The sequence below is a fragment of the Mariniluteicoccus endophyticus genome (assembly GCF_054780035.1).
On the sequence record NZ_BAAGXC010000030.1, the window covers coordinates 57,261 to 75,887 of the forward strand.

The window sequence follows — 18,627 nt, forward strand, 5'->3', positions numbered from 1 at the left end:
CTGGCATTTCTCCCGCAGATCCGGTGATATCTTTGTCGACACAGGGTCTACGGCGAGCCCCTTTTTTGATGCCTCGGGAGGCATGAGTGGCATCCATCCGACAGGCTGCAGCCATGGCTGGCGTACCTGCACTCCAGTTCGTTCGCTGGAACCATCGTTACGACTTGTGCGAGACCCGCGGCGGCTTCAGCCTCGCCGTCGACGAAGCCGGCATCGCACGCCTTCTCCACATGTCCGAGCTGGTCTCCCGCGGCGTGCCCGAGGAGGAGGCCGCGCGCCGGGCGAAGGGCCTGGCGCCCCAGGGCGTGACCGAGCTGCCCCACCAGTCCAGCAACCTGGTCGAGGCCGCGCTGCGCGGCGACGTCGCCTTCCTCGACAACACCCTGATCAACGGCCTGTCCGGCGGCCCGTACGCGGAGCGCTGCGACGACTGGCTGCTGCCCGAGATGCGTCGCATCGGCGAGGCGTGGGCGAGCGAGCACATCACGTCCACGCAGGAGGAGTTCGTCTCCAACGGCGTGCTGAACTACCTGTACGGGCGGCTGCGCGCCACCCCCACCCTGCCGCCGGACGCGCCGCGCGCCGTGCTGGGCCTCGCGCCGGGCGAGCACCACGTCATCCCGCTGCTGTCGACGTGCCTGACGCTGCGCGAGGGCGGCATGAACACCGAGTACATCGGCGCGAACGTGTCCTTGGACGACTGGGTGCAGGCCATTGACGGGCACCAGCCCGACCTCGTGGTCATGGCGGCCCGCTCACCGCAGGCCGCGCGTGCGGCCTCCGACGTCACGACCATGATCGTCCGCCGTCGGCCCGGCATCCCGATCTGGGTGGGTGGCCAGTTCGCCCACCGCGTACGCCACGCACGGGTCGCGCCGAACCTGATCACGCAGGCGGGCCGCGTCATCCTGGGTACGCACGAGTCGCCGCGCTCCGCCTGACCGTGTCCGGGGTGGGCCGCGGCCCCTGATCCCCAACTCTGGTCGGGCAGGGCGTACGCGCTCGTGGCGCCAGCCTAGGTCTGCGGCCCGGGGGCGTCGTCGTCGGAGCTCGGCGGCCTGTTCGCAATGCGACTCGCGGCCACCGCGGCGCCGGCGGAGAAGCTCCCGAAGACGAACGCCAGACCGAACCCGACAAGCAACAGCAGGTTCCGGCTCAGCGCCGTGGCCTCGCGCACCGCTGTGGGCTTGCCCGGCTTGTACTCGATGTCGATGATCTCACCGATGGCCGGCGGGTCGGTGCTCGCCGTCTTGCTGGTGAACCGGCGCGGCTCGCCGGACTTGTCGGTGAACTCGATGACGGGGCGGTACATGTCCCGCTTGGTGCGGTCCCCGCCCTGCAGGCGCGGACGAAGCTCGTGGTCGACGACCACGCCCTGGGTCTGGACGGCGTCCTTCCATCCGGCCGCGAGCACGAAGTGGGCGACGCAGATGCCGATGCCCACCAGCGCGACGAGGCCGAAGACGACGCTGACCACGATCAACGACCTGTCTCTTTTCTGCTGCACACCCGCACTCTGCCAACCGTGGGGCCCACTCCGACAGTCGGCTGTGGCTAGGCACCCACCACCTGGCGGGCGCGTACGCGACCCTCCAACGCCGACTGCAACAGCTCGACAGTCTCGTCGGACAGCTCCACGCCCAGTCGACGGGCCTGCGCTGCCAGCCGTGTGGCCAGGCGCTGCACCTCGCGCAGGTCGCCGGCCAACGCCTCCGTACGGACCCGCGCACACAGCAGCAGCTCGTCCTCCGGGGCGGCCGCCAGCGCGCGAGCCGTCGCCCAGCGCGCCAGGTCGAGGTCGCCGCGGTCGAGCGCCAGCCCCGCCAGGCGTACGCCGATGTCGCGGATGGTCGCCGCCATCTCCAGCCGCAACTCCTCGGCCCACTCCCACTGGCCCGGTGCCGTATCCGCGAGCGGCGCACCCCGCACAAGCTCCAGGGCCCGGCGCAGCCCGGCCTCCGGCGTACGCGACACCCCGCCGATCACGCACAGGCGCAGCTGGTCCCAGTCGGACGTGACCGCCGGGTGGAGATTGATGCGCCCTGAGTACGCCTCCGGCAGGTAGGACGAGCCGTCCGGCGCCGCCCCCAGCCAGCTACGCAGCCGCGACATGTTGGACCGCCGCGTCGTCTCCGCGACGAACAGGGCGTTCGCCATCTGGCGAGAGGTCGCGCCCGGGTGCTCGAGCAGCCAGGCGGCGTACTCGATGCACTGCCGTGGAGCCCGCGACGGGCGCGTCCCGCGGGCTCCCTCCAGGTCGATGGGTCCCACCAGCATCACGGTGGGCTGCGTGTGGTCCACGGTGGCGGACTCCTTGTGGTCGGCCGCGGGCAGCGCGGTGATGCGGGGGTCGCCGACCCACCACGGGGCCGGCTCGGTGACGGTGGAACGGGTGGCGCGAAGGGATGCGACGAGGGCGTCACGGGTGGCGCGGGGGACGCTCTGGACGACGACACGACGACCGTCGGGCAGGGTGGACAGCTCAGGGGCCGGGCGGACCTGGACGGCCGGGCCGACCGTGTTGGTGGTGACGACGCACAGGCCACGGTCGACCAGGGTGAGGATGCGCTGAGCCTCCGACGGCGTGACGCCCTCGTCGAGCACCAGAACCTGGGGACCCCACGCCTCCAGCTGGTCGGGATCGACACGCAGGTCGCGTACGCCCGCCAGTGCGGTGGGACGCTCATCGAAGCGGGTCTCCAGCACGCGGAGAGCGGCCTCGACATCGAGGCTGTGCACCAGCACCGGCGACTCCAGGGCCTCGGTGAACTCGGTGTCACCCCCGACGAGGACCACCTGGACGCCCTCGGCCCACTCACCGCTCGTCAGCTCGACCAGCAGTGCGTTCACCAGGCCGTCCACCGTCTCGCGGTCGCCTCGCAGCGAGACCAGTCCCGACGCCTCGAGATCGAGCAGCTCGAGCGACCCGTCGGGGCCCACGCCGATGGTGACCGTCGCGCCCCACGGGTTCGGCCGGTCCGCGCCCGGCCGTCCGTCGGGCCCGGGCCGGCGCACGAGACCGTCGAGCAGGGGCCGCCCCAGGCGCAGGCTGGCCCCGTCGAAGAGTGCACCCGCTGGCGCGACGACGGGCCGGTCGAACCTCAGTGCGAGCCCGTCCGCGTTGAGCGTCGCGCCGGCCAGCGCCGGGAGGGGACCCGGCTGGACGCGCGCGACCTCCCGCAGTGCCGCCCCCAGCGCGTGGCACGACGACTGGGTGCCGCACGTCGCCACAGCCGTCGCGAAGACCGCCTCGGGTGTGGCCACGTAGGCCCGGCCCAACGGCCGGCGGGCCTGCTGCGCCGCACGGCGCGAAGCCAGCAGCGCCGCCACCGACCCCGCCCACAGCCCGCCGACGGCCACGCCGAGCACGTCGGCCGGACTGGCGGCCGCAGCCGTCGCACCGGCCGCAGCGGTGGCGCCCGCGTCGCCGGAGGCATGTCCGGCGATCTCGGGCGTCGTGTCGAGCGGGGAGTCGGGGATCTCCGCGTCGGGTTCCTCGGCGTGGTCCGCAGCAGGGGGTTCGGCCGCCCGCTCCTGGGCCAGATCGGCCGGGGTGACCAGCCGGACCGTGGGTGCGGGAGCCGGCGACGGCGGGTCGAGCGGCACGGTCAGTCGCCACCCGGAGTCGATCCGGTGTGGGTCGCCGATGACATCCCGGTTGGCGTCGAAGATGCGCCGCCACTGGGCACCATCGCCGTAGTGGGCCTCGGCGATGCCCCACAGGTGCTCGCCCGTGCGCACGACATGGACGGTGCTGCGCAGCGACGGCGCCGACTCCGCGACGGCCTCGGTGCTCGTCGTGTACGTCACGGGCGCAGCTCCCGCGGCCGTCGCCTGGTCGGGTGGCACCAGCATCGCCGCGACGGCGGCCACGAGGGCGTACGCCAGGGGTTGGCTGACGCCAAGACCCGGCACGCGCACGCGACGACGCCGCACCACCGCGTACGTCTCCACGACGACCGACAGCGTGAACGCCAGCCACGCCACCCAGCCGATGCCCGTCAAGAGCGCCAGGAGCGTCGCCCCGTTGTCGGGCCGCAGGAGCACGTCGAGCGGGTCGCCGGACAGGTCGAGGCCCCGTCCGACGCCGAGAAGGGCGATTGGACCGCCGACGAGAACGCCGACCATCACGAGCAGAGCACCGAGTCCGCGCAGGAACCTCATCGACGCCCCCGGTAGGTGTCGAGCGCCGACGTGGCATCGGCACGGGCGTCGAGCGTGCCGGGCAGGGGCAGGCCGAACAGGTCGGCCATCGGCACCTCGCAGGCGACCGTGACGCGGACCCTGGCCGGCTGACCGACTGGCGCCGAGAACCCTCCGGCGTCCACGGACGTACGCGGAGCCACGCACGCCACCTGCCGGTCCCCGACCGTGCGTCGTGCCGTGGCCTGGGCGGCGGCGACCGCCGCACCCGGCGCCCGTTCGAGGCTCGCCGCACGCGCAGCCGCGTACGCCGCGTCGCTCACCGCCGCACGCGCGTGCCAGACCCGCGCCCCACCGACCAGGCAGGCCACGACCATCACCAGCGCGGGCACGAGCAGCACCGCCTCGATGCTGGCAGCCCCGCGCTCGTCACGGAGCCTCATCGCACGCGCTCCTTGGGCACGGCGGCACGCCCATCGACCAGCCCCGTTCCCAGAGGAACGACAGTCGGGGGGCGGCACGCCACATGGACGTGGACGGTCCTGCCGTCGTCGCCCACGTCGATGCGGACGTCGGACATCCCACCACCGGCCAGGACGGTACGCGCAGCCCGGTGGGCGTCATCCGGTCGCGCGGACAGCGCCGCACCGGCCTCGGCACCGGCCGAGGCGGCGGCGAGCGCAACGTTGCGGGCATGCCAGGTGAGCGCGACCTGCAGGCCCCCGAGCAGCACGCCGAGGAGGACCGGCATGAGCAGCGCCCACTGGACCGACTCGGTCAGCCCGCGCTGGTCACGAGTCACCGCGGCAGCTTGGCCATCACGAACGTCTGGATGGCGGCGACGACGCCCAGCGCGATCGTGACGGCGCCGGCGAGCAGGATCGCGTTCTCGGTGCTCTGGCTCAGCCCGCGCTCGTCGCGGCGCGGCATCAGCACGGCGACGAGATGGCCGAGGACCAGGTGGAGGTGGGACATGGTTTTCTCCTTCGTGGGGCTGGGGACGGGTCAGGACAGCAGGCGCATGAGCGGCGGGACGAGGAAGATCAGGCCGAACACCAAGGCCGGCAGCGTCATCCACAGGGTCATCGACTCGGTGACGGTGTGAGCGTGCTGACGCATCTGGCCCAGATGGTCGTCGCGGAGCTCACGCACGCGCGCCCGTAACGTCTCCGAGACCGCCGCGCCCGCCTCGTCGAGCTGGAGCACGTCGGCGATGTCGACCAGCTCGGGCAGCCGCAGGCGTTCGGCGAGTCGGCGCAGCTCGTCGTAGGGCGGGCGCTGCTCGAGCCGGGCCCGGTCGAGGGCGGCACGGATGCTGACGAAGACGGCGTGCTCGGAGACCTCGGCGGCGGCGTGCAGCGACTGGATCGCCGACCGGTTCGCGAGCCGCTCGAGGATGACGAGGTCGAAGAAGGTGAACAGCGCTTCCCTCGCGTCGGTCTGCACCCGGCCCGTGGAGCGTCGCAGCTCCAGGTCGGGGTAGAACCAGCCCGCGGCGGCACCGACCAGCGCAGCGATGACCGGAACCGGTCCCAACGAGACGAGCACGGCCCCCGCGAGACCGGGGACGACAGCCCCCAGCAGGCACAGCACCAGCTTGTCGGCGTAAAGCTCGGCGACCGTGCGGTTCTGGAGCTCCAGCAGGCGGATCTGCCCCGGCAGCAGCGGCACCGGTGAGTGCCGGTAGGCCCACAGACCCAGGCGCTCGGTCGGCGTACGCGCCCCCACATCGAGTATTGGCGACGGCAACGGCTCGGCGTCGAGCGCGCCCAGGGCGTCGGACAGCCGCGGGTGCGTACGGCGCGTGCCGGCCACCAGCGCGACCACACCGAAGCCGACCGCCAGCCCGCACAGCATCGCCAGCCCTGACTGCGAGACCGGGATCATGCGGTCACCTCCGTGCGCAGCACCCGCTGGCGTGGGGGCGGTGTGGCGATGCGACGCATCATCACCAACGAGGCCACGTACGCAGCCCCCAGCCCCGCGAGGATCACCTGGCCGGGACCGCTGCGGTAGGGCGCGAAGAAGTCGCCGCCGAGCAGCACGCAGCCCACCAGCAGGACGGCGCTGACGAGCGTCACCTGACGGACCACCACGCGCGGCTTGGCCCGCTCCGCCTCGATCTCGCGCAGCGCGTGGAGCCGGTCAGCGATCGCCTCCGACAACGCGTTCAACGAAGCCGTCGCACCCGTGCCACCGCGATGAGCGGCGAGCATCAGCGCAGCGACCACGGCATCGGAGTCGGGGCTGTCGAGCCGGTCGGCCATGGCCCGCAACGCGTCACGCGTCGACCACCGCTCGTCCAGACGCGCCACCAGCAGGACGACGTCGTCGGCGAGGACGGACGGCACCGTTCGCGCCGAGGCCCGGATGGCATCGGCGACCGAACGCCCCGTGGGCAGGATCGCGGTGATCGACCGCACCCACCGGTCGAGCGCGGCCAGCAGCTCGACCTCACGGTTGGTCGGCGTACCCCACAGGTAGGGCACGCCCACCACGATCACCGGGCCCAGCAGCAACGCGACGAACCAGCCCGTCGACGCGGCGACGACCACGCCGATGACCAGACCGGCGGCCAGGCGTCGGTTTCGCTGCCGGGCGGCGACGCCACGCAGCACCCGGCTGCGAGTCCGCGTACGCGACACCGGCGGCGGCCCGCCGACGAAACCCCTGACCACCGCGACCACACCGAGGCAGAGCACCATGCCGCAGATGGCGGCGTAAGCGGCGTTCACGACCACGCCTCCGCATAGCGAGCCAGCTCGTCGACCGATCGTGGCGACGGGAAGAAGCCCGCTGGTTCGGTGGCGCTCGGCTCGGCGCGGTAGGTGAGGTGGGTGACCGGCCGGTCGCCCTCCATGGCACCGGTCAGCTCGCGGACCTCCGACACGAACCGACGGCGGGTGCCTCCTCGCCACGTGTCGTCGACGAGCTGGCAATGGACCAGCAACGACACGTTGTGGGCGATCTGGCGGTAGGCCTCGTCGATGGTCATCTCGCCGCCCCGGGCGACCCGCCCTGCGAGACGGTCCATCGTCGCGGCCGCCGAGTGGGAGTGGGTGGTCGACAGGGTTCCGGCGCCGGCAGCCATCGCCTCGAACATGGCGGCCGCCTCGTTGCCCCGCACCTCGCCGACGACGATGCGGGCGAGATTCTGACGCAGCGCCTCGGGGATCAGGTCGGCGACCGTGTATTCCCCGAGTGCACGACCGTACTGACGTTCACCCAGGCCAGAGCGGGCCTGCAGGGCAAGGATGTTGCGACGGTGGGGCTGGAGATGGGTGAGCAGCTCGTAGTCGGTCTCGACCGTGCCGAACCGCTCGGTGGGCGGGATCGCGGCGATCAACGCACGCAGGAGGGTCGTCTTGCCGGCGCCCTGGTCACCGCTGATCACGATGGACCGGCGCGCCTGGACCGCGGCGTGAAGGAACTTGGCCAGCGACTCCGGCAGCATCCCGTCCGCCACCAGGTCGGGCAGCGTCACGTTGACCCAGGTGTGCTGGCGGATCGTGACCGACGGCCGGAACGACAGGCCGAAACCGATCGCGTGCAGGCGAAAGCGGTCGCCCAGGGCGATCGTCACCGACGGGTGGGCGTCGTCGAACGGCCGCGGCGGGCTGGCCCCCTCGCCCAAGAAGCGGACGGCCTCGACGAGCTCGTCGTCGGAGTCGGCGACGGGTGGGTGCTCGTAGCGCGTGCCGTCGGACCGCTGCACCACCACCGAGTCGTGGCCGTGGATCTCGATGTTCTCCGCATCCGGCAGCTCGAACAACGGCTGGAGGCGCCCGTAGCCGAAGATCGCGCTCTCGACCGAGCGGGCGTACGCCTCCTCGAGGTCGATGGACCACAGCTCGCGTCCCTCGTCGCTCAGCCGCTCGGCGTGGACACGGACGACCTCACGGATCACCGCGCCGGCCAGCATGCGTCGGTCCTCGACCTGCATGCCAGTCGGAGTGCGATCGGCGATCCGTTGACTGGCGTCGCGGCGCAGCAGCGCGACTGTCTCCCAGACGACCTCATGGTCGCGGGCGGAGGGCGTTCGCGTGTCCAGGCGTCGCATCTCGTCACGGCTGAACACCGTGGCGACACCGGACAGATCCGGGGGAGCGCTGGGCGTCTGGAACAGCGCCACCGATCGAAGCGCCGTCTTGTCCTTCATCGAACACCCACCTCCTCCGCCGCGCCAAGGCTCGAGGCGAGCGCCCGGACCGACCTGGCGTACGCACGGCTCTCGAAGCGCGCCGGGCGCGGCTCGCCGTGGGAGTGGTGGCGTGCCGAGGTCGCATCGTCGGCGACCACGCCGAGGACCGGTACGCCGAACTGCGCCTCGATCTCACGACCGGTGTAGGGCTGGCCCTCACCGACCAGGACGAGCCCGATCCGGGCGGACGGGCGTGACTGGGACTGCCGCTGCAGCATCTGGGGGATCTGGAGACGCACGGCCGCCAACGACCTCAGGTCGGTGCGAGTGACGAGCAGCGTCGTGCGGGCGGCGGCGACGAGCGGCGCGGGCAGCCCCTCGGACACCCGGCCGGCGTCGACCACGACGTCGAGCCCGGTCTCCTGAACCCTCTCGAGCGCGGCGACCAGATCGGGCCACAGGGGCTGGAACAGCCCCGGCGCACTGGGGTGGTTGAAGCCGGGCAGGAACAGGCGGCGCGGGACCCCCTCGGAGAGGGGCACGCAGTGGTGGAGCAGCTCATCGGTCATGGACCGACGCTCACGATGGACCCGTGCGAGGCCGGACAGCCCACGGCCTCCGACGCTGGCTCCGCCGAGCCAGCCGGCCTGGATGGCCTGACCCGGCTGACGGTCGGCGTCGACGAGGAGTGCGTCGCGGCGCCATCCGAGGGTCAGCGCGAGCGCGAGCGTCGTGACTCCCGGCGCACCCGAGGCCGAGGCGAGGACGAGCATCAGCCCTCCTTGACCAGGACGATGCGTTCGGCGGCGGCGAGCTCGGCGACGTGTCTGGCGCGGTCGGCCGGGACCTTGACGTCGAGCAGCATGGCGACACCATCGGGGCCCGGACGTGGCGCACTCACGACGACGGCCCCCAAGGACGCGGGCCTGGCGGGGTTCGTCGACTGTCCGGACGGGCCACCATTCTGACCGCCCGACTGGGTGGTCTGGCCCGCCTGGACGAGACGGGGGTCCTCGACCGCGATGAGATGGACGGCCGAACCGGGTGGGAGATCTCCGACGGGCAACCGGCCGGGGGCGAGGCGGAGCCCGATCTGGGTCTGGCCGCGATCGACCGGCGGCTGGCCGATGGCGTCCGCAGGCAGGATGGCGCCCCCGGCGAGGTCGATGAGTGCTCGGCGCCCCTCTAGCTGGCCGAGCTGGTCTGCAGGGACGGTCGCGGAGCCGGGAAGGCTGCCCACCGACACCGGTCGCAGGTCGCCGGGCCGGATCAGGTCTCCGCGAGGGATGGGGCGGGTCACCTGAAGTACGTCATGAGCGCCGGTCGCCTCGACGTAGAGCATCGACGCCCCCAGTCCACCGAGGCAGATAGCCAACATCCCGGTGGCGATCCAGCGGGGCTGGCGCCGCGGGCGCACGGCCGGGGCGGGGGGCGCCCCGAAGGGCTGGGAGGTGTCGCCCGTCGTGTCGGGGCGGACAGCTTCAACGGTCTTCATGTCGTCCTTCGCCTGGGGTGGCAGCCAATGAACGAGGCCGGGGTGTTTGCCCTGACCGCGGGTCATGCCCGCGGCAGCAAACCTAGAGGCGGTGTCAGGCGACGCACGGGGGAATCCTGGCGAAGAAAAGGTGAACAATCGGTTACCTCGTGTCAGATATGGACCCTCGTGGCGGCGGCGAACGGCAATTGTCCGAGATGATTGGAACACTTGTTCGCATGACGGGTAGCGACCTCACCACCGCTCTCGACACCTCGCGTCGGGTGCGGGGCATCACCACCGGCGCCTGGAAGGGGTCGGGCGTGCCCTGTCGGACCTGACGTGCCCTGGCAGATCCGCGGGGCTCTGGCGGATCCGGCGGCCAAGCTTCGACCGACGCAGAGGCGACGGACCGGTGTCACTCACCCTTCGATCGGCGACGCCCCAGCACGAGGAACACGGCGCCGAGCACTACGACGGCGACGATGATGCCGACGACCAGCGGCGAGACCGGCGAGCCCGTGTTCGCCAGTCCGCGGGGCTGGCCCGTCGCGTCGTTGATGCTGGACACGAGGGTCGTGAGACCGAGAACGACCGACGCGACGCCGGTGACCGCGACCGCGCGGACATCGAAGATGTCGAGCATCGAACCTTCCTTCGTCGTGTTCTTCGGGATCCTGTCTGGGAGTCCGCTCGGCGTGGTCCGATGCCGAGCGATACCCGCGTGTCTCTGCGGGCCTGTCGGGTGACTCCTCGAGCGTTCAAGACTAGGCGAGTCGGCGTGCCCGTGGGGCGTCGATCACGCCTACGGGATGAGAAGTCGCTCACTCACCACCTGAACGCCGAGACGGGCGTCGCGGGCCGCCCCTCAGCCCGCCGCAGTAGGGTCGGGGGGTGAGCGAAGTGCAACGTGTCGTCGTCGTCGGAGCCGGACTGGCTGGCCTCGCGGCCGCCCGCCGGGCCGCCCGGGCCGGCCACCGGGTGACGGTCCTCGAGGCGTCCGACCGGGTCGGCGGCCAGATCATGACCGTCGATTGGCACGGCCTCCCGGTCGACACCGGAGCTGAGGCCATGCACCTCGGCGCGCCCCCGCTGAAGAAGCTCGTGCAGGAGCTTGGCCTCCTCGACGACGTCGTCGGCGCCAATGAGGGGACCTCGTGGCTGGCGACCCCGCGCGGGCTGAAGCCGCTGCCCGCGGGGGTCGGTCCGACGGGCCCGACGAAGATCCTGCCCGTGCTGAGGTCGCGCATGCTCAACCCGGCCCAGCTCGTCAGGGCCGGTCTCGAGCCGATCATGGCGCGCCGCCGCGTCACCGACGACATCTCGGTCGGCGAGTTCACCACCCGCCGCTTCGGCCGCGCCATCACCGAGATCTTCGTCGACCCGCTGCTCGGCAACCTCCATGCCGGCGACATCGACAGGCTGTCCCTGCGCTCCACGGCGGCCCAGCTCCTCCCCCGCGCGGAGAAGGGGGAGTCGATCATCCTCGCGAAGCGCCCGCCGGCCGGCGCCTCCGCGCTGCCCATGTTCGCGTCCTTCCCCACGGGGCTGCGTACGCTCACCGACGCCCTCGCCGCCGATCTGGACGTACGCACGGGCACGCCCGCACGCGAGCTCACCCGTGACGGCGAAGGCTGGCGGGTCCACACCGACGGCGAGACGTTCGACGCCGACCGCGTCCTGCTCGCCGTGCCCGCCCGGGTCGCCGCGGACCTCCTCGCCCCGCACGCCCCGCAGGCAACGACGGGACTCACCGCGGGCCGGGTCGCCGACGTGGCGACAGTGGTCCTCGCGTACCCGCGCGAGGCCTGCCGCGACGTGCCCGCCCTGCGCGACTCCAACGGCGTCCTCCTGCCGTCGGGCACGGGAAGGCTGTTCAAGGCCGCGACGAACCTGTCCCGCAAGTGGACCCACCTGCGTCACGACGACCTCCATCTGGTCCGCGCCTCGGTGGGGCGCGTCGGCGACACCACCCTCGGGCTGTTGGAGGACCAGGACGTCGCCGCGCGCGTCCACCGCGAGTACGCGGCCCTCATCGGCCTGGAGTCCCAGCCGGAGGACTTCCTCGTCACCCGGTGGACTGGGGCGTACCCGCAGCTCGAGGTGGGCCACGCCGCGCGCCTCGCCCGGGTCCGTGAGCAGCTCGCCGACCTGCCCGTCGACCTGGTCGGATCGCCCTACGACGGGCTGGGTCTGCCCTCCGTCCTGAGGTCGACACAGAAAGTTTTTCAGCGTTGAACTTTCGTCAACACATGACTGGCCGGTAGTGTGTGATCAGAGCCGGGCGCGCCCTATCCCCCGAGGGGCTGCGCCCGGCTCCTTCATGTCCCAAAGCGATTCCGGCGATTCGCCAGGACTCCCCGGCCGAGGTCACGGTCGCGCTGCGCTCGAGGGGACCGCGCTCCACGCCGCAGCCGAACCCGCCGCGCAGCGCCACCGTGCCGCACCCCAGTTTCACGCGGCTCGCACTCGGCGACGACATAGATCCCGGCACCGACGGCCCGGGCACCGCCGACGGCGCTGGCGGGGGGCGCCTAGGGCCGGTCGGGACCGGGTGCCTGGACGCGGCGGCGTACGACCCGGATCGCGACGACGACCGCCACCGCCACCGCCAGCGCGACCAGCGACCACGGCGACCCGACCAGGGCGAGGGCCAGCGCCTCGAAGGCGGCTAGCCCGATGGTCGCGTACAGGACCGCCCAGATGATGCAGCCGAGGGTGACCGCCGGCAGGTAGCGGCGCAGCGGCATGCGGGTGGCACCCGCGGAGAGGTTCACCGCCGTCTGCACGCCGATCGTGAGAAATGACAGCGGAACCGCGTAGACGCCCCACCGCGCCGAGAACGCCTCGGCCCTCGCCATGGTGGGGCCCTCCATGAACCTCCGCAGCCGGGTCCGCCGCGAGCCGGCGGCCGCACCCCGGCCCAGCCAGTAGGTCGCGTTGGCCCGGCACATCACGATGACGAACAGGGCCAGGATGGTCAGACCGATGGGCAGCTCCTGCAGCGCATCGAAGCTCATCGGCGTCCTGTCGTGACGGGCGGGTTTGGGTCCCTGACATCCTGCCACGCAGGCGCAAGGCTCAGTCGTCCGTGCGACCCTTGTCCGCGGCGACGGTGGTCGACGCGGGCACCGTCGCGTACGCGGCCTGGCGCGTGGTGACGCCAGCCGCCCCGGCGGTCTGCGGCATGACTGAGACGCCGCCCAGGCCGATCACACCGGCGGCGGTGACCGCGGCGACGGCGCGGCGCAGGAAGGAGCGCCCGGTCGTCCCGGTGGTCGAGGTGGTCGTGGTGGTCGTGGTGGTCGTGGTGGTCTTCGGGGGGATAGTCATGTCTCCCACTCCACCGGCCGGGCCTATGGGCCCGCTGTGCGGCGTCTGTATGCGGCGGATGAGCCTCAGGCCGTCTCGACGAGCGCCGCGAGGCGCCGCAGGGAGCCCTCGAGGCTGCCGAGGGACAGTCGGTCGACCCGCATGACGCCGTTCATCAGCGGCTTGTAGCGCATCTGGGAGAAGTCGAAGGTCTCCCGCACCAGCGTGGCCCCGTCGGGGCGCGCCTCGAGCTCCCAGCGCCAGACCTGGCCGCCGAAGACGATGCGGTCGCGTACGCGGGAGGCCGTCTGCCAGGCGATGCGGCGGTCCGGCTCGTGCTCGACCACGGTGTTGGTCGTGCGGTAGGGCATGCCGTGCATCTTCATGCCCATGCTGAACTGCGATCCGAGCACGAGCGGGTTCGGTCCCTCGGGCCGGCCCTGGAGGGCGCCGGAGCCGTCGATCGCCGGGTGATGGCGGATGTCGGTGAGGACGGCGAAGATCCGGTCGGCGGGGGCGTCGATGACGCGCTGCTGCGAGACGTGGTCGGCCATGCGGCCACCCTACGGTGCCCAGCGGTCGCTGCAGGCAAGCGCTAGATCAGGCCGAGCTGCTCGAACGCCGCCACCAGGCCGAGGCCGCCGGGCCCCGGGACGACCAGGTCGGCGTGGGCGAGCACCTCCTCGGGCGAACCCTCGATGCCGATGGCCGTGCCGACGGCCTCGAGCATGCCGACGTCGTTCATCCCGTCGCCCGCACCGACGGTGTTCTCGACGGCGAGGCCGAGGTGGCGGGCGACGACCGCGACACCGTCGGCCTTGTCGACGCGCGCGTTCTGGAGCTCGCCCGAGCGGGCCGCGTCGCCGGTGATCGAGTTGGGCAGCGCCCGCAGCTCGTCGCCAGCCTCCTGCGCGAGCTGGAGGATCCCGACGGGCGAGTCCCAGACGGAGACCTTCGCGTACGAGCAGGTCAGCAGGTGGTCCGGGACGGCGAGCGCGTCGAGGATCGTCTGCGCACCGGAGGCCTCCGCCGGGTCTCCCGCGTCGAGCATCATCGCCATGCGCTCGCGGAGCAGGTCGATCGACCGCTGCGGCGCCCACATGGCGTCCGGCGCCTCGAGGCAGTACGCCGCCCCGTGCCGTTCCAGCACCTCGACCGTGTGGCGGGCGATCGGCTGGGGGATGCGTACGTCGCACAAGGTCTGGCCGTCGATGTCGACGCGCGCACCCGCCGAGGTCACCACCCCGTCGAAGAGCTGACGGACGGCCGGTTCGACGATGGACAGCGGCCGTCCGGTGCACACCAGCACGTGGTGGCCGTTCGCGCGGGCGGCGCGGACGGCCTCGGCATGCGCGTGCGGGACGACGCCGTGGTCGGCGAACGTGCCGTCGAAGTCGAGGAACACGGCTCGGTGGTGTGAGGGATCGGTCATGCACCTCATGCTGCCAGCCGGGGCCATCTCGCTGTCGGGCCGTGGGCACCGTCGACCAGCTCAAGAAGAACGCCACTCCCCGCCCGCCGAGCCGGAGCCCGACCTGCGCCGCGAGTTCGCCACGATCGTCGACTCCATGCGGCAACGTGCCTGGGCCGCGGGGTGGAGTGATCCGCGGGGGTCCGTGCTTGGATGACCCGGTGAGCCAGACCCCTCCAGCAAAGAACGGCCCCGTCGGCCCGAACGGTCCCGTCCCCGCGAACGGCATCCTCGTCGCGGGCACGTCCTCGGACGCGGGCAAGTCCCTCGTCGTCACGGGACTGTGCCGGGCGCTGGCGCGGCGCGGGCTGCGCGTGGCGCCGTTCAAGGCCCAGAACATGTCGAACAACTCGATGGTCTGTGCCGACAGCTCCGAGATCGGCCGCGCGCAGTGGTTGCAGGCCGTCGCCGCCGGGATGGAGCCCGAGTCGGCGATGAATCCGGTCCTGCTGAAGCCCGGCACGGACCGTCGTTCCCACATCGTGCTTCGCGGCAAGCCCTATGGCACCCTCGAGTCCGGCCAGTACGCCACCGGTCGCCGCACGCTGGCCGAGGCCGCGTTCGAGGCGTACGCCGACCTCGCCTCGCGCGTCGACCTCGTCGTCTGCGAGGGTGCCGGGTCGCCGGCGGAGATCAACCTCCGCGGTGGCGACTACGTGAACATGGGGCTCGCGCGCCGATTCGGCCTGCCGGTCGTGGTGGTCGGCGACATCGACCGAGGTGGCATCCTCGCCGCCCTGTACGGCACGTGGGCGCTCCTCGACGAGGCCGACCGGGCGCTGCTCAGTTCGTTCGTCATCAACAGGTTCCGCGGCGACCCCGACGTGCTCCGGCCGGGCCTGGACGAGATCACCCGGCGTACCGGCGTGCCGTTCCACGGCGTCCTGCCGTGGCTGCCGGACGTGTGGCTCGACGGCGAGGACGCGCTGGCGATCGGCGGTTGGCACCACCGCCCCCACGACGGGGGCGCGACGCTGTCGGTCGCCGTGGTCCGCTTCCCACGCGTGTCGAACGCGACCGACGTGGACGCGCTGGCGGCCGAGCCGGGCGTCGAGGTGACCGTGACCGCAGACCCCACGACGTGTGCGACGGCGGACGTGCTGGTGCTGCCGGGCACGCGCGCGACCGTCGCCGACCTGGTGTGGCTGCGCGAGCGTGGCATCGCCGACGTCGTGGCGCGCCGCGCCGCGCAGGGGCGGCCCGTGCTGGGCATCTGCGGCGGCTATCAGGTGCTCGCCCGCGAGCTCGACGACGACGTCGAGTCGGGTGCCGGGACCGTCGAGGGCCTGGGGCTGCTCGACACCCGCGTGGACTTCGGCGCCGAGAAGACCCTGGCCCGGCCGCACGGCACGTGGCGGGGGGTCCCCGTCGACGGCTACGAGATCCACCACGGCACCGTCACCGGCACCGGCGACGAGCCGTTCCTCGACGGCTGGCGCACCGGTTCGGTGTGGGGGACGCTGTGGCACGGCGCCTTCGAGTGCGACGGGTTCCGCCGCGGATGGCTCACCGCCGTCGCCGAGGGGATCGGCTCGCCGTGGCGCCCGCGGGAGGGTACGCCGGGCTTCGCCGCTCAGCGTGAGGCCATGGTCGAACGGCTCGCCGATGCGGTCGACGAGCACCTCGACGTCGACGCACTGCTGGGGCTCGTACGCGAACCGTGACCACGGTCTGACCGGTCGACCCCGTGCAGGTGGTTGTAGGACAACGGCTATGCGACGCGGTTGCCGGCGCTGCGGATGACGGTCACGGGGTCGTCTATCCCATCTGGCTGTGACGGCACGCGGAGGTCGATTCGGTACGTACGCCTCCACGTCGCCGCCGAGCACCGCATCGACATCACCCGCCATGGATCTTCGCTTCGCCGGCCGTCTCGACCACGTCGGGCGCCGCTAACGGGCTTGCGCCCGAAGCGGTCGCGTTGGGTGTAGATATCTCTCCATGGAGACATTGCGGATCGCGTCGGTCCCCCACAGTCAAGTTTACATCCGCCACTGCGGACCGCTGCCGGAGGAGCCGCAGACCTTCGTACGCCTGCCCGACCCCCGGCCGCGCCGCGGGGACGGCACGGAGGAGTCGAGCTGGTGGCCGCCGGCCATGCTCGAGGAGGGCTGGATCGACGGGCACGCCGACACGTTCGACCTCATGCACATCCATTTTGGCTTCGACGCCCTCGGACCGGCCGACCTCGAGCGCGTGGCGCGCGACCTGCGCCGCAACGGCAAACCGCTGGTGTACACGGTCCACGACCTGACCAACCCCCACCACACCGACCCTGCCGCCCACCGCGCCGCGCTTGACGTGCTGGTGCCGGCCGCCGATGCGCTGATCACGCTCACCCCGGGCGCCGCGGCCGAGGTGGAGCGCCTCTGGGGGCGTACGCCGGTGGTCCTGCCGCACCCGCACGTCGTCGACCTGCCCGAGCTGGAGCGCCGGGCCGCCGAGCCCCGCGTGCACAACCGCCCGAAGCGGCTCGGCGTGCACCTGAAGAGCCTGCGCCCGAACATGGCGCCGCTGGAGGTGGTGGAGGGGCTCGTCGCGGCGGCGGAAGCGACGCCGGAGCGACCGGTCGTGCAGGTCAACACCCATCCCGAGGTGCTCGAGGGCGGGGGCCACCAGGACGCCAGCAGGCTGACGCCGCGACTGCGCGAGCTGGCCGCCACCGGGGCGATCGACCTGCAGGTCCACCCATACTTCGACGAGGACGAGCTGTGGGCCTACCTGTCGTCTCTGGACGCATCGGTGCTGCCCTACCGGTGGGGCACGCACAGCGGCTGGCTCGAGGCCTGCCTCGACCTGGGGACCGCGGTGGTGGCGCCGACGTGCGGCTACTACGCGCAGCAGCGCCCGGTCTTGTCGTACCAGCTCGACCGCGACGGCCTCGACCAGGCCTCGCTGGAGGCGGCGGTCAGGGCCGTGATGGAGGCCGACTCACATCCCCGCCTCGAGCCCGCCGAGCGGTTGGCGGAGCGGCGCGACGTCTGCGCGGCGCACGAGGACCTTTACCGGTCGCTGCTGCAGTGAGACGAGCCGGCGTTCGTAGGCGTCGACCATCGCCTGCAGGCTGAACCGGTCGGCGCGGCCCCGTACGCCCGCCCGGTCGAGGGTCGCGGCTGCCCGCAGCGCGCGGGGGAGGTCGGCGGGTGTGCGGGCGACGACGCCGCCGTCGGTCCCGAGCAGCTCGCGCATGGCCCCGCGGTCGAGGGCTGCGACGGGTGTGCCGCAGGCCATCGCCTCGAGCGGGGCGAGGCCGAACGGCTCATCCCACAGCGGGGAGGCGCAGAAGACCCCGGCCCGGCCGAGCAGTCGGGCCAGGGCGCCGTGGTCGAGGTGGCCGACGTGGCGTACGCGGCCACCGAGGCGGGGCGCGATCTCGGCGACGAAATACGCCGCGTCGCTGATCGGGCCGGCGATGTCGAGGGCGAACCCGGCCTCGCGGGCGGCATCGATGGCGACGTGCAGGCCCTTCTCGGGCGTGATGCGGGCCGACCAGACGGCCAGGCCGGGCTCGGGCGTCACGTCGGCCGACCAGCCGGAGATGTCGATGCCGTTGTGGACGACGCCCACGCGCACGCCGCGCAGGAGTGCGCGCCAGCCGGTGGCGTTCGCCTCGGAGACCGACACCCAGGCGTGACGGGCGCCCGGCCGCCACGTGGACGCGGTGACGACGGGCGTGACGCGCTCGAGGGTCGCTGGCGTGTGGAGGACGGTCAGCATCGGCATGTCCGGAAGCACGGTGTATGGCACGGGGCTGAGCGAGTTGTTCAGCACCACGTCGTGGGAAAGCGCGGCGGCGCAAGCCAGCGAGGTCGCCCGGTCGAGCTGCTCCTCGCGGGAGCGGGCGCTGCCGGTGTCCCAGGAGAAGTGGGCGGGCAGGACGGGAACCACGCGTACGCCGGGGACCTCGGAGCCCTCCTTGGCGAACAGCGTGACATCGTGACCGCGGGCCGCGAGCGCGGCACAGGTCTGGGCGGTGTGGGTCTCGAGGCCGCCTGAGTATGGGGTGCGGATGGGGTAGTGGAGGTGCCCCAGGACCGCGATCTTCACCTACGCTCCGTGATCGTCATATCGGCAAAGATACTCTTG

The 18,627-nt window shown here is 72.4% G+C and carries 19 protein-coding genes and 1 pseudogene; 4 read left to right on the forward strand and 16 right to left on the reverse strand.

Annotation, left to right across the window (positions count from 1 at the left end; all coding sequences use genetic code 11):
- Positions 1–113 precede the first annotated feature (113 nt).
- On the forward strand, positions 114–941 hold the full coding sequence (locus tag ACYVGD_RS14100; protein WP_460744410.1) for a cobalamin B12-binding domain-containing protein: 828 nt from the start codon (positions 114–116) through the stop codon (positions 939–941).
- 74 nt (positions 942–1,015) lie between these two features.
- Here ACYVGD_RS14100 and ACYVGD_RS14105 read toward each other — a convergent pair whose 3' ends face one another.
- The 11 genes and pseudogenes from ACYVGD_RS14105 to ACYVGD_RS14155 all read right to left on the reverse strand — a co-directional run bounded on the left by ACYVGD_RS14105 (position 1,016) and on the right by ACYVGD_RS14155 (position 10,404).
- Complete coding sequence (locus ACYVGD_RS14105; protein ID WP_460744411.1) at positions 1,016–1,507, reverse strand: DUF3592 domain-containing protein; 492 nt, start codon at positions 1,505–1,507, stop codon at positions 1,016–1,018.
- A gap of 47 nt (positions 1,508–1,554) precedes the next feature.
- A pseudogene (locus ACYVGD_RS14110) lies at positions 1,555–2,286 on the reverse strand (LysM peptidoglycan-binding domain-containing protein); the annotation flags it as partial.
- Positions 2,287–4,160: 1,874 nt separating this feature from the next.
- On the reverse strand, positions 4,161–4,586 hold the full coding sequence (locus ACYVGD_RS14115) for a TadE/TadG family type IV pilus assembly protein (protein WP_460744412.1): 426 nt from the start codon (positions 4,584–4,586) through the stop codon (positions 4,161–4,163).
- A complete protein-coding gene (locus ACYVGD_RS14120) occupies positions 4,583–4,945 on the reverse strand; it encodes a TadE/TadG family type IV pilus assembly protein (RefSeq protein ID WP_460744413.1) in 363 nt (120 codons plus the stop codon). Before ACYVGD_RS14120 ends, ACYVGD_RS14115 begins: the two co-directional genes overlap by 4 nt.
- Positions 4,942–5,118, reverse strand: a complete 177-nt coding sequence (locus ACYVGD_RS14125; RefSeq protein ID WP_460744414.1) for a hypothetical protein — start codon at positions 5,116–5,118, stop codon at positions 4,942–4,944. Before ACYVGD_RS14125 ends, ACYVGD_RS14120 begins: the two co-directional genes overlap by 4 nt.
- Positions 5,119–5,148: 30 nt before the next feature.
- On the reverse strand, positions 5,149–6,030 hold the full coding sequence (locus ACYVGD_RS14130) for a type II secretion system F family protein (RefSeq protein WP_460744415.1): 882 nt from the start codon (positions 6,028–6,030) through the stop codon (positions 5,149–5,151).
- Entirely contained in the window at positions 6,027–6,878 is an 852-nt protein-coding gene (locus ACYVGD_RS14135; RefSeq protein WP_460744416.1) for a type II secretion system F family protein, read from the reverse strand. The genes ACYVGD_RS14130 and ACYVGD_RS14135 overlap by 4 nt, the downstream gene beginning before the upstream one ends.
- Positions 6,875–8,302: a CpaF family protein gene (locus ACYVGD_RS14140; protein WP_460744417.1), complete on the reverse strand. Its 1,428-nt coding sequence runs from the start codon at positions 8,300–8,302 to the stop codon at positions 6,875–6,877. The genes ACYVGD_RS14135 and ACYVGD_RS14140 overlap by 4 nt, the downstream gene beginning before the upstream one ends.
- On the reverse strand, positions 8,299–9,057 hold the full coding sequence (locus ACYVGD_RS14145; RefSeq protein WP_460744418.1) for a hypothetical protein: 759 nt from the start codon (positions 9,055–9,057) through the stop codon (positions 8,299–8,301). Before ACYVGD_RS14145 ends, ACYVGD_RS14140 begins: the two co-directional genes overlap by 4 nt.
- Positions 9,057–9,779 (reverse strand): SAF domain-containing protein, encoded by a 723-nt coding sequence (locus ACYVGD_RS14150; RefSeq protein WP_460744419.1) that lies wholly within the window; start codon positions 9,777–9,779, stop codon positions 9,057–9,059. The genes ACYVGD_RS14145 and ACYVGD_RS14150 overlap by 1 nt, the downstream gene beginning before the upstream one ends.
- A gap of 397 nt (positions 9,780–10,176) precedes the next feature.
- Entirely contained in the window at positions 10,177–10,404 is a 228-nt protein-coding gene (locus ACYVGD_RS14155; protein ID WP_460744420.1) for a hypothetical protein, read from the reverse strand.
- A 248-nt stretch (positions 10,405–10,652) separates the two neighbouring features.
- Here ACYVGD_RS14155 and hemG point away from each other — a divergent pair, with 248 nt between their 5' ends.
- Positions 10,653–11,996 (forward strand): protoporphyrinogen oxidase, encoded by a 1,344-nt coding sequence (gene hemG / locus ACYVGD_RS14160; RefSeq protein ID WP_460744421.1) that lies wholly within the window; start codon positions 10,653–10,655, stop codon positions 11,994–11,996.
- A 296-nt stretch (positions 11,997–12,292) separates the two neighbouring features.
- Here hemG and ACYVGD_RS14165 read toward each other — a convergent pair whose 3' ends face one another.
- From ACYVGD_RS14165 to ACYVGD_RS14180, 4 genes are all read right to left on the reverse strand, one after another.
- Positions 12,293–12,778 carry a DedA family protein gene (locus tag ACYVGD_RS14165; RefSeq protein WP_460744422.1) on the reverse strand — a complete coding sequence of 162 codons (486 nt, stop codon included), beginning with the start codon at positions 12,776–12,778 and terminating at the stop codon, positions 12,293–12,295.
- Positions 12,779–12,839: 61 nt separating this feature from the next.
- Positions 12,840–13,091: a hypothetical protein gene (locus ACYVGD_RS14170; RefSeq protein WP_460744423.1), complete on the reverse strand. Its 252-nt coding sequence runs from the start codon at positions 13,089–13,091 to the stop codon at positions 12,840–12,842.
- Between the two features lie 65 nt (positions 13,092–13,156).
- Positions 13,157–13,624 carry an SRPBCC family protein gene (locus tag ACYVGD_RS14175; protein ID WP_460744424.1) on the reverse strand — a complete coding sequence of 156 codons (468 nt, stop codon included), beginning with the start codon at positions 13,622–13,624 and terminating at the stop codon, positions 13,157–13,159.
- Between the two features lie 41 nt (positions 13,625–13,665).
- A complete protein-coding gene (locus ACYVGD_RS14180; protein ID WP_460744425.1) occupies positions 13,666–14,502 on the reverse strand; it encodes an HAD hydrolase family protein in 837 nt (278 codons plus the stop codon).
- A 266-nt stretch (positions 14,503–14,768) separates the two neighbouring features.
- Here ACYVGD_RS14180 and ACYVGD_RS14185 point away from each other — a divergent pair, with 266 nt between their 5' ends.
- Positions 14,769–16,205: a cobyric acid synthase gene (locus tag ACYVGD_RS14185; protein ID WP_460744464.1), complete on the forward strand. Its 1,437-nt coding sequence runs from the start codon at positions 14,769–14,771 to the stop codon at positions 16,203–16,205.
- Positions 16,206–16,482: 277 nt separating this feature from the next.
- Positions 16,483–17,565: a glycosyltransferase family protein gene (locus ACYVGD_RS14190; RefSeq protein ID WP_460744426.1), complete on the forward strand. Its 1,083-nt coding sequence runs from the start codon at positions 16,483–16,485 to the stop codon at positions 17,563–17,565.
- Here ACYVGD_RS14190 and ACYVGD_RS14195 read toward each other — a convergent pair.
- Positions 17,473–18,588 carry a glycosyltransferase gene (locus tag ACYVGD_RS14195; protein WP_460744427.1) on the reverse strand — a complete coding sequence of 372 codons (1,116 nt, stop codon included), beginning with the start codon at positions 18,586–18,588 and terminating at the stop codon, positions 17,473–17,475. The two genes, ACYVGD_RS14190 and ACYVGD_RS14195, sit on opposite strands and share 93 nt — an antisense overlap.
- Positions 18,589–18,627 lie beyond the last annotated feature (39 nt).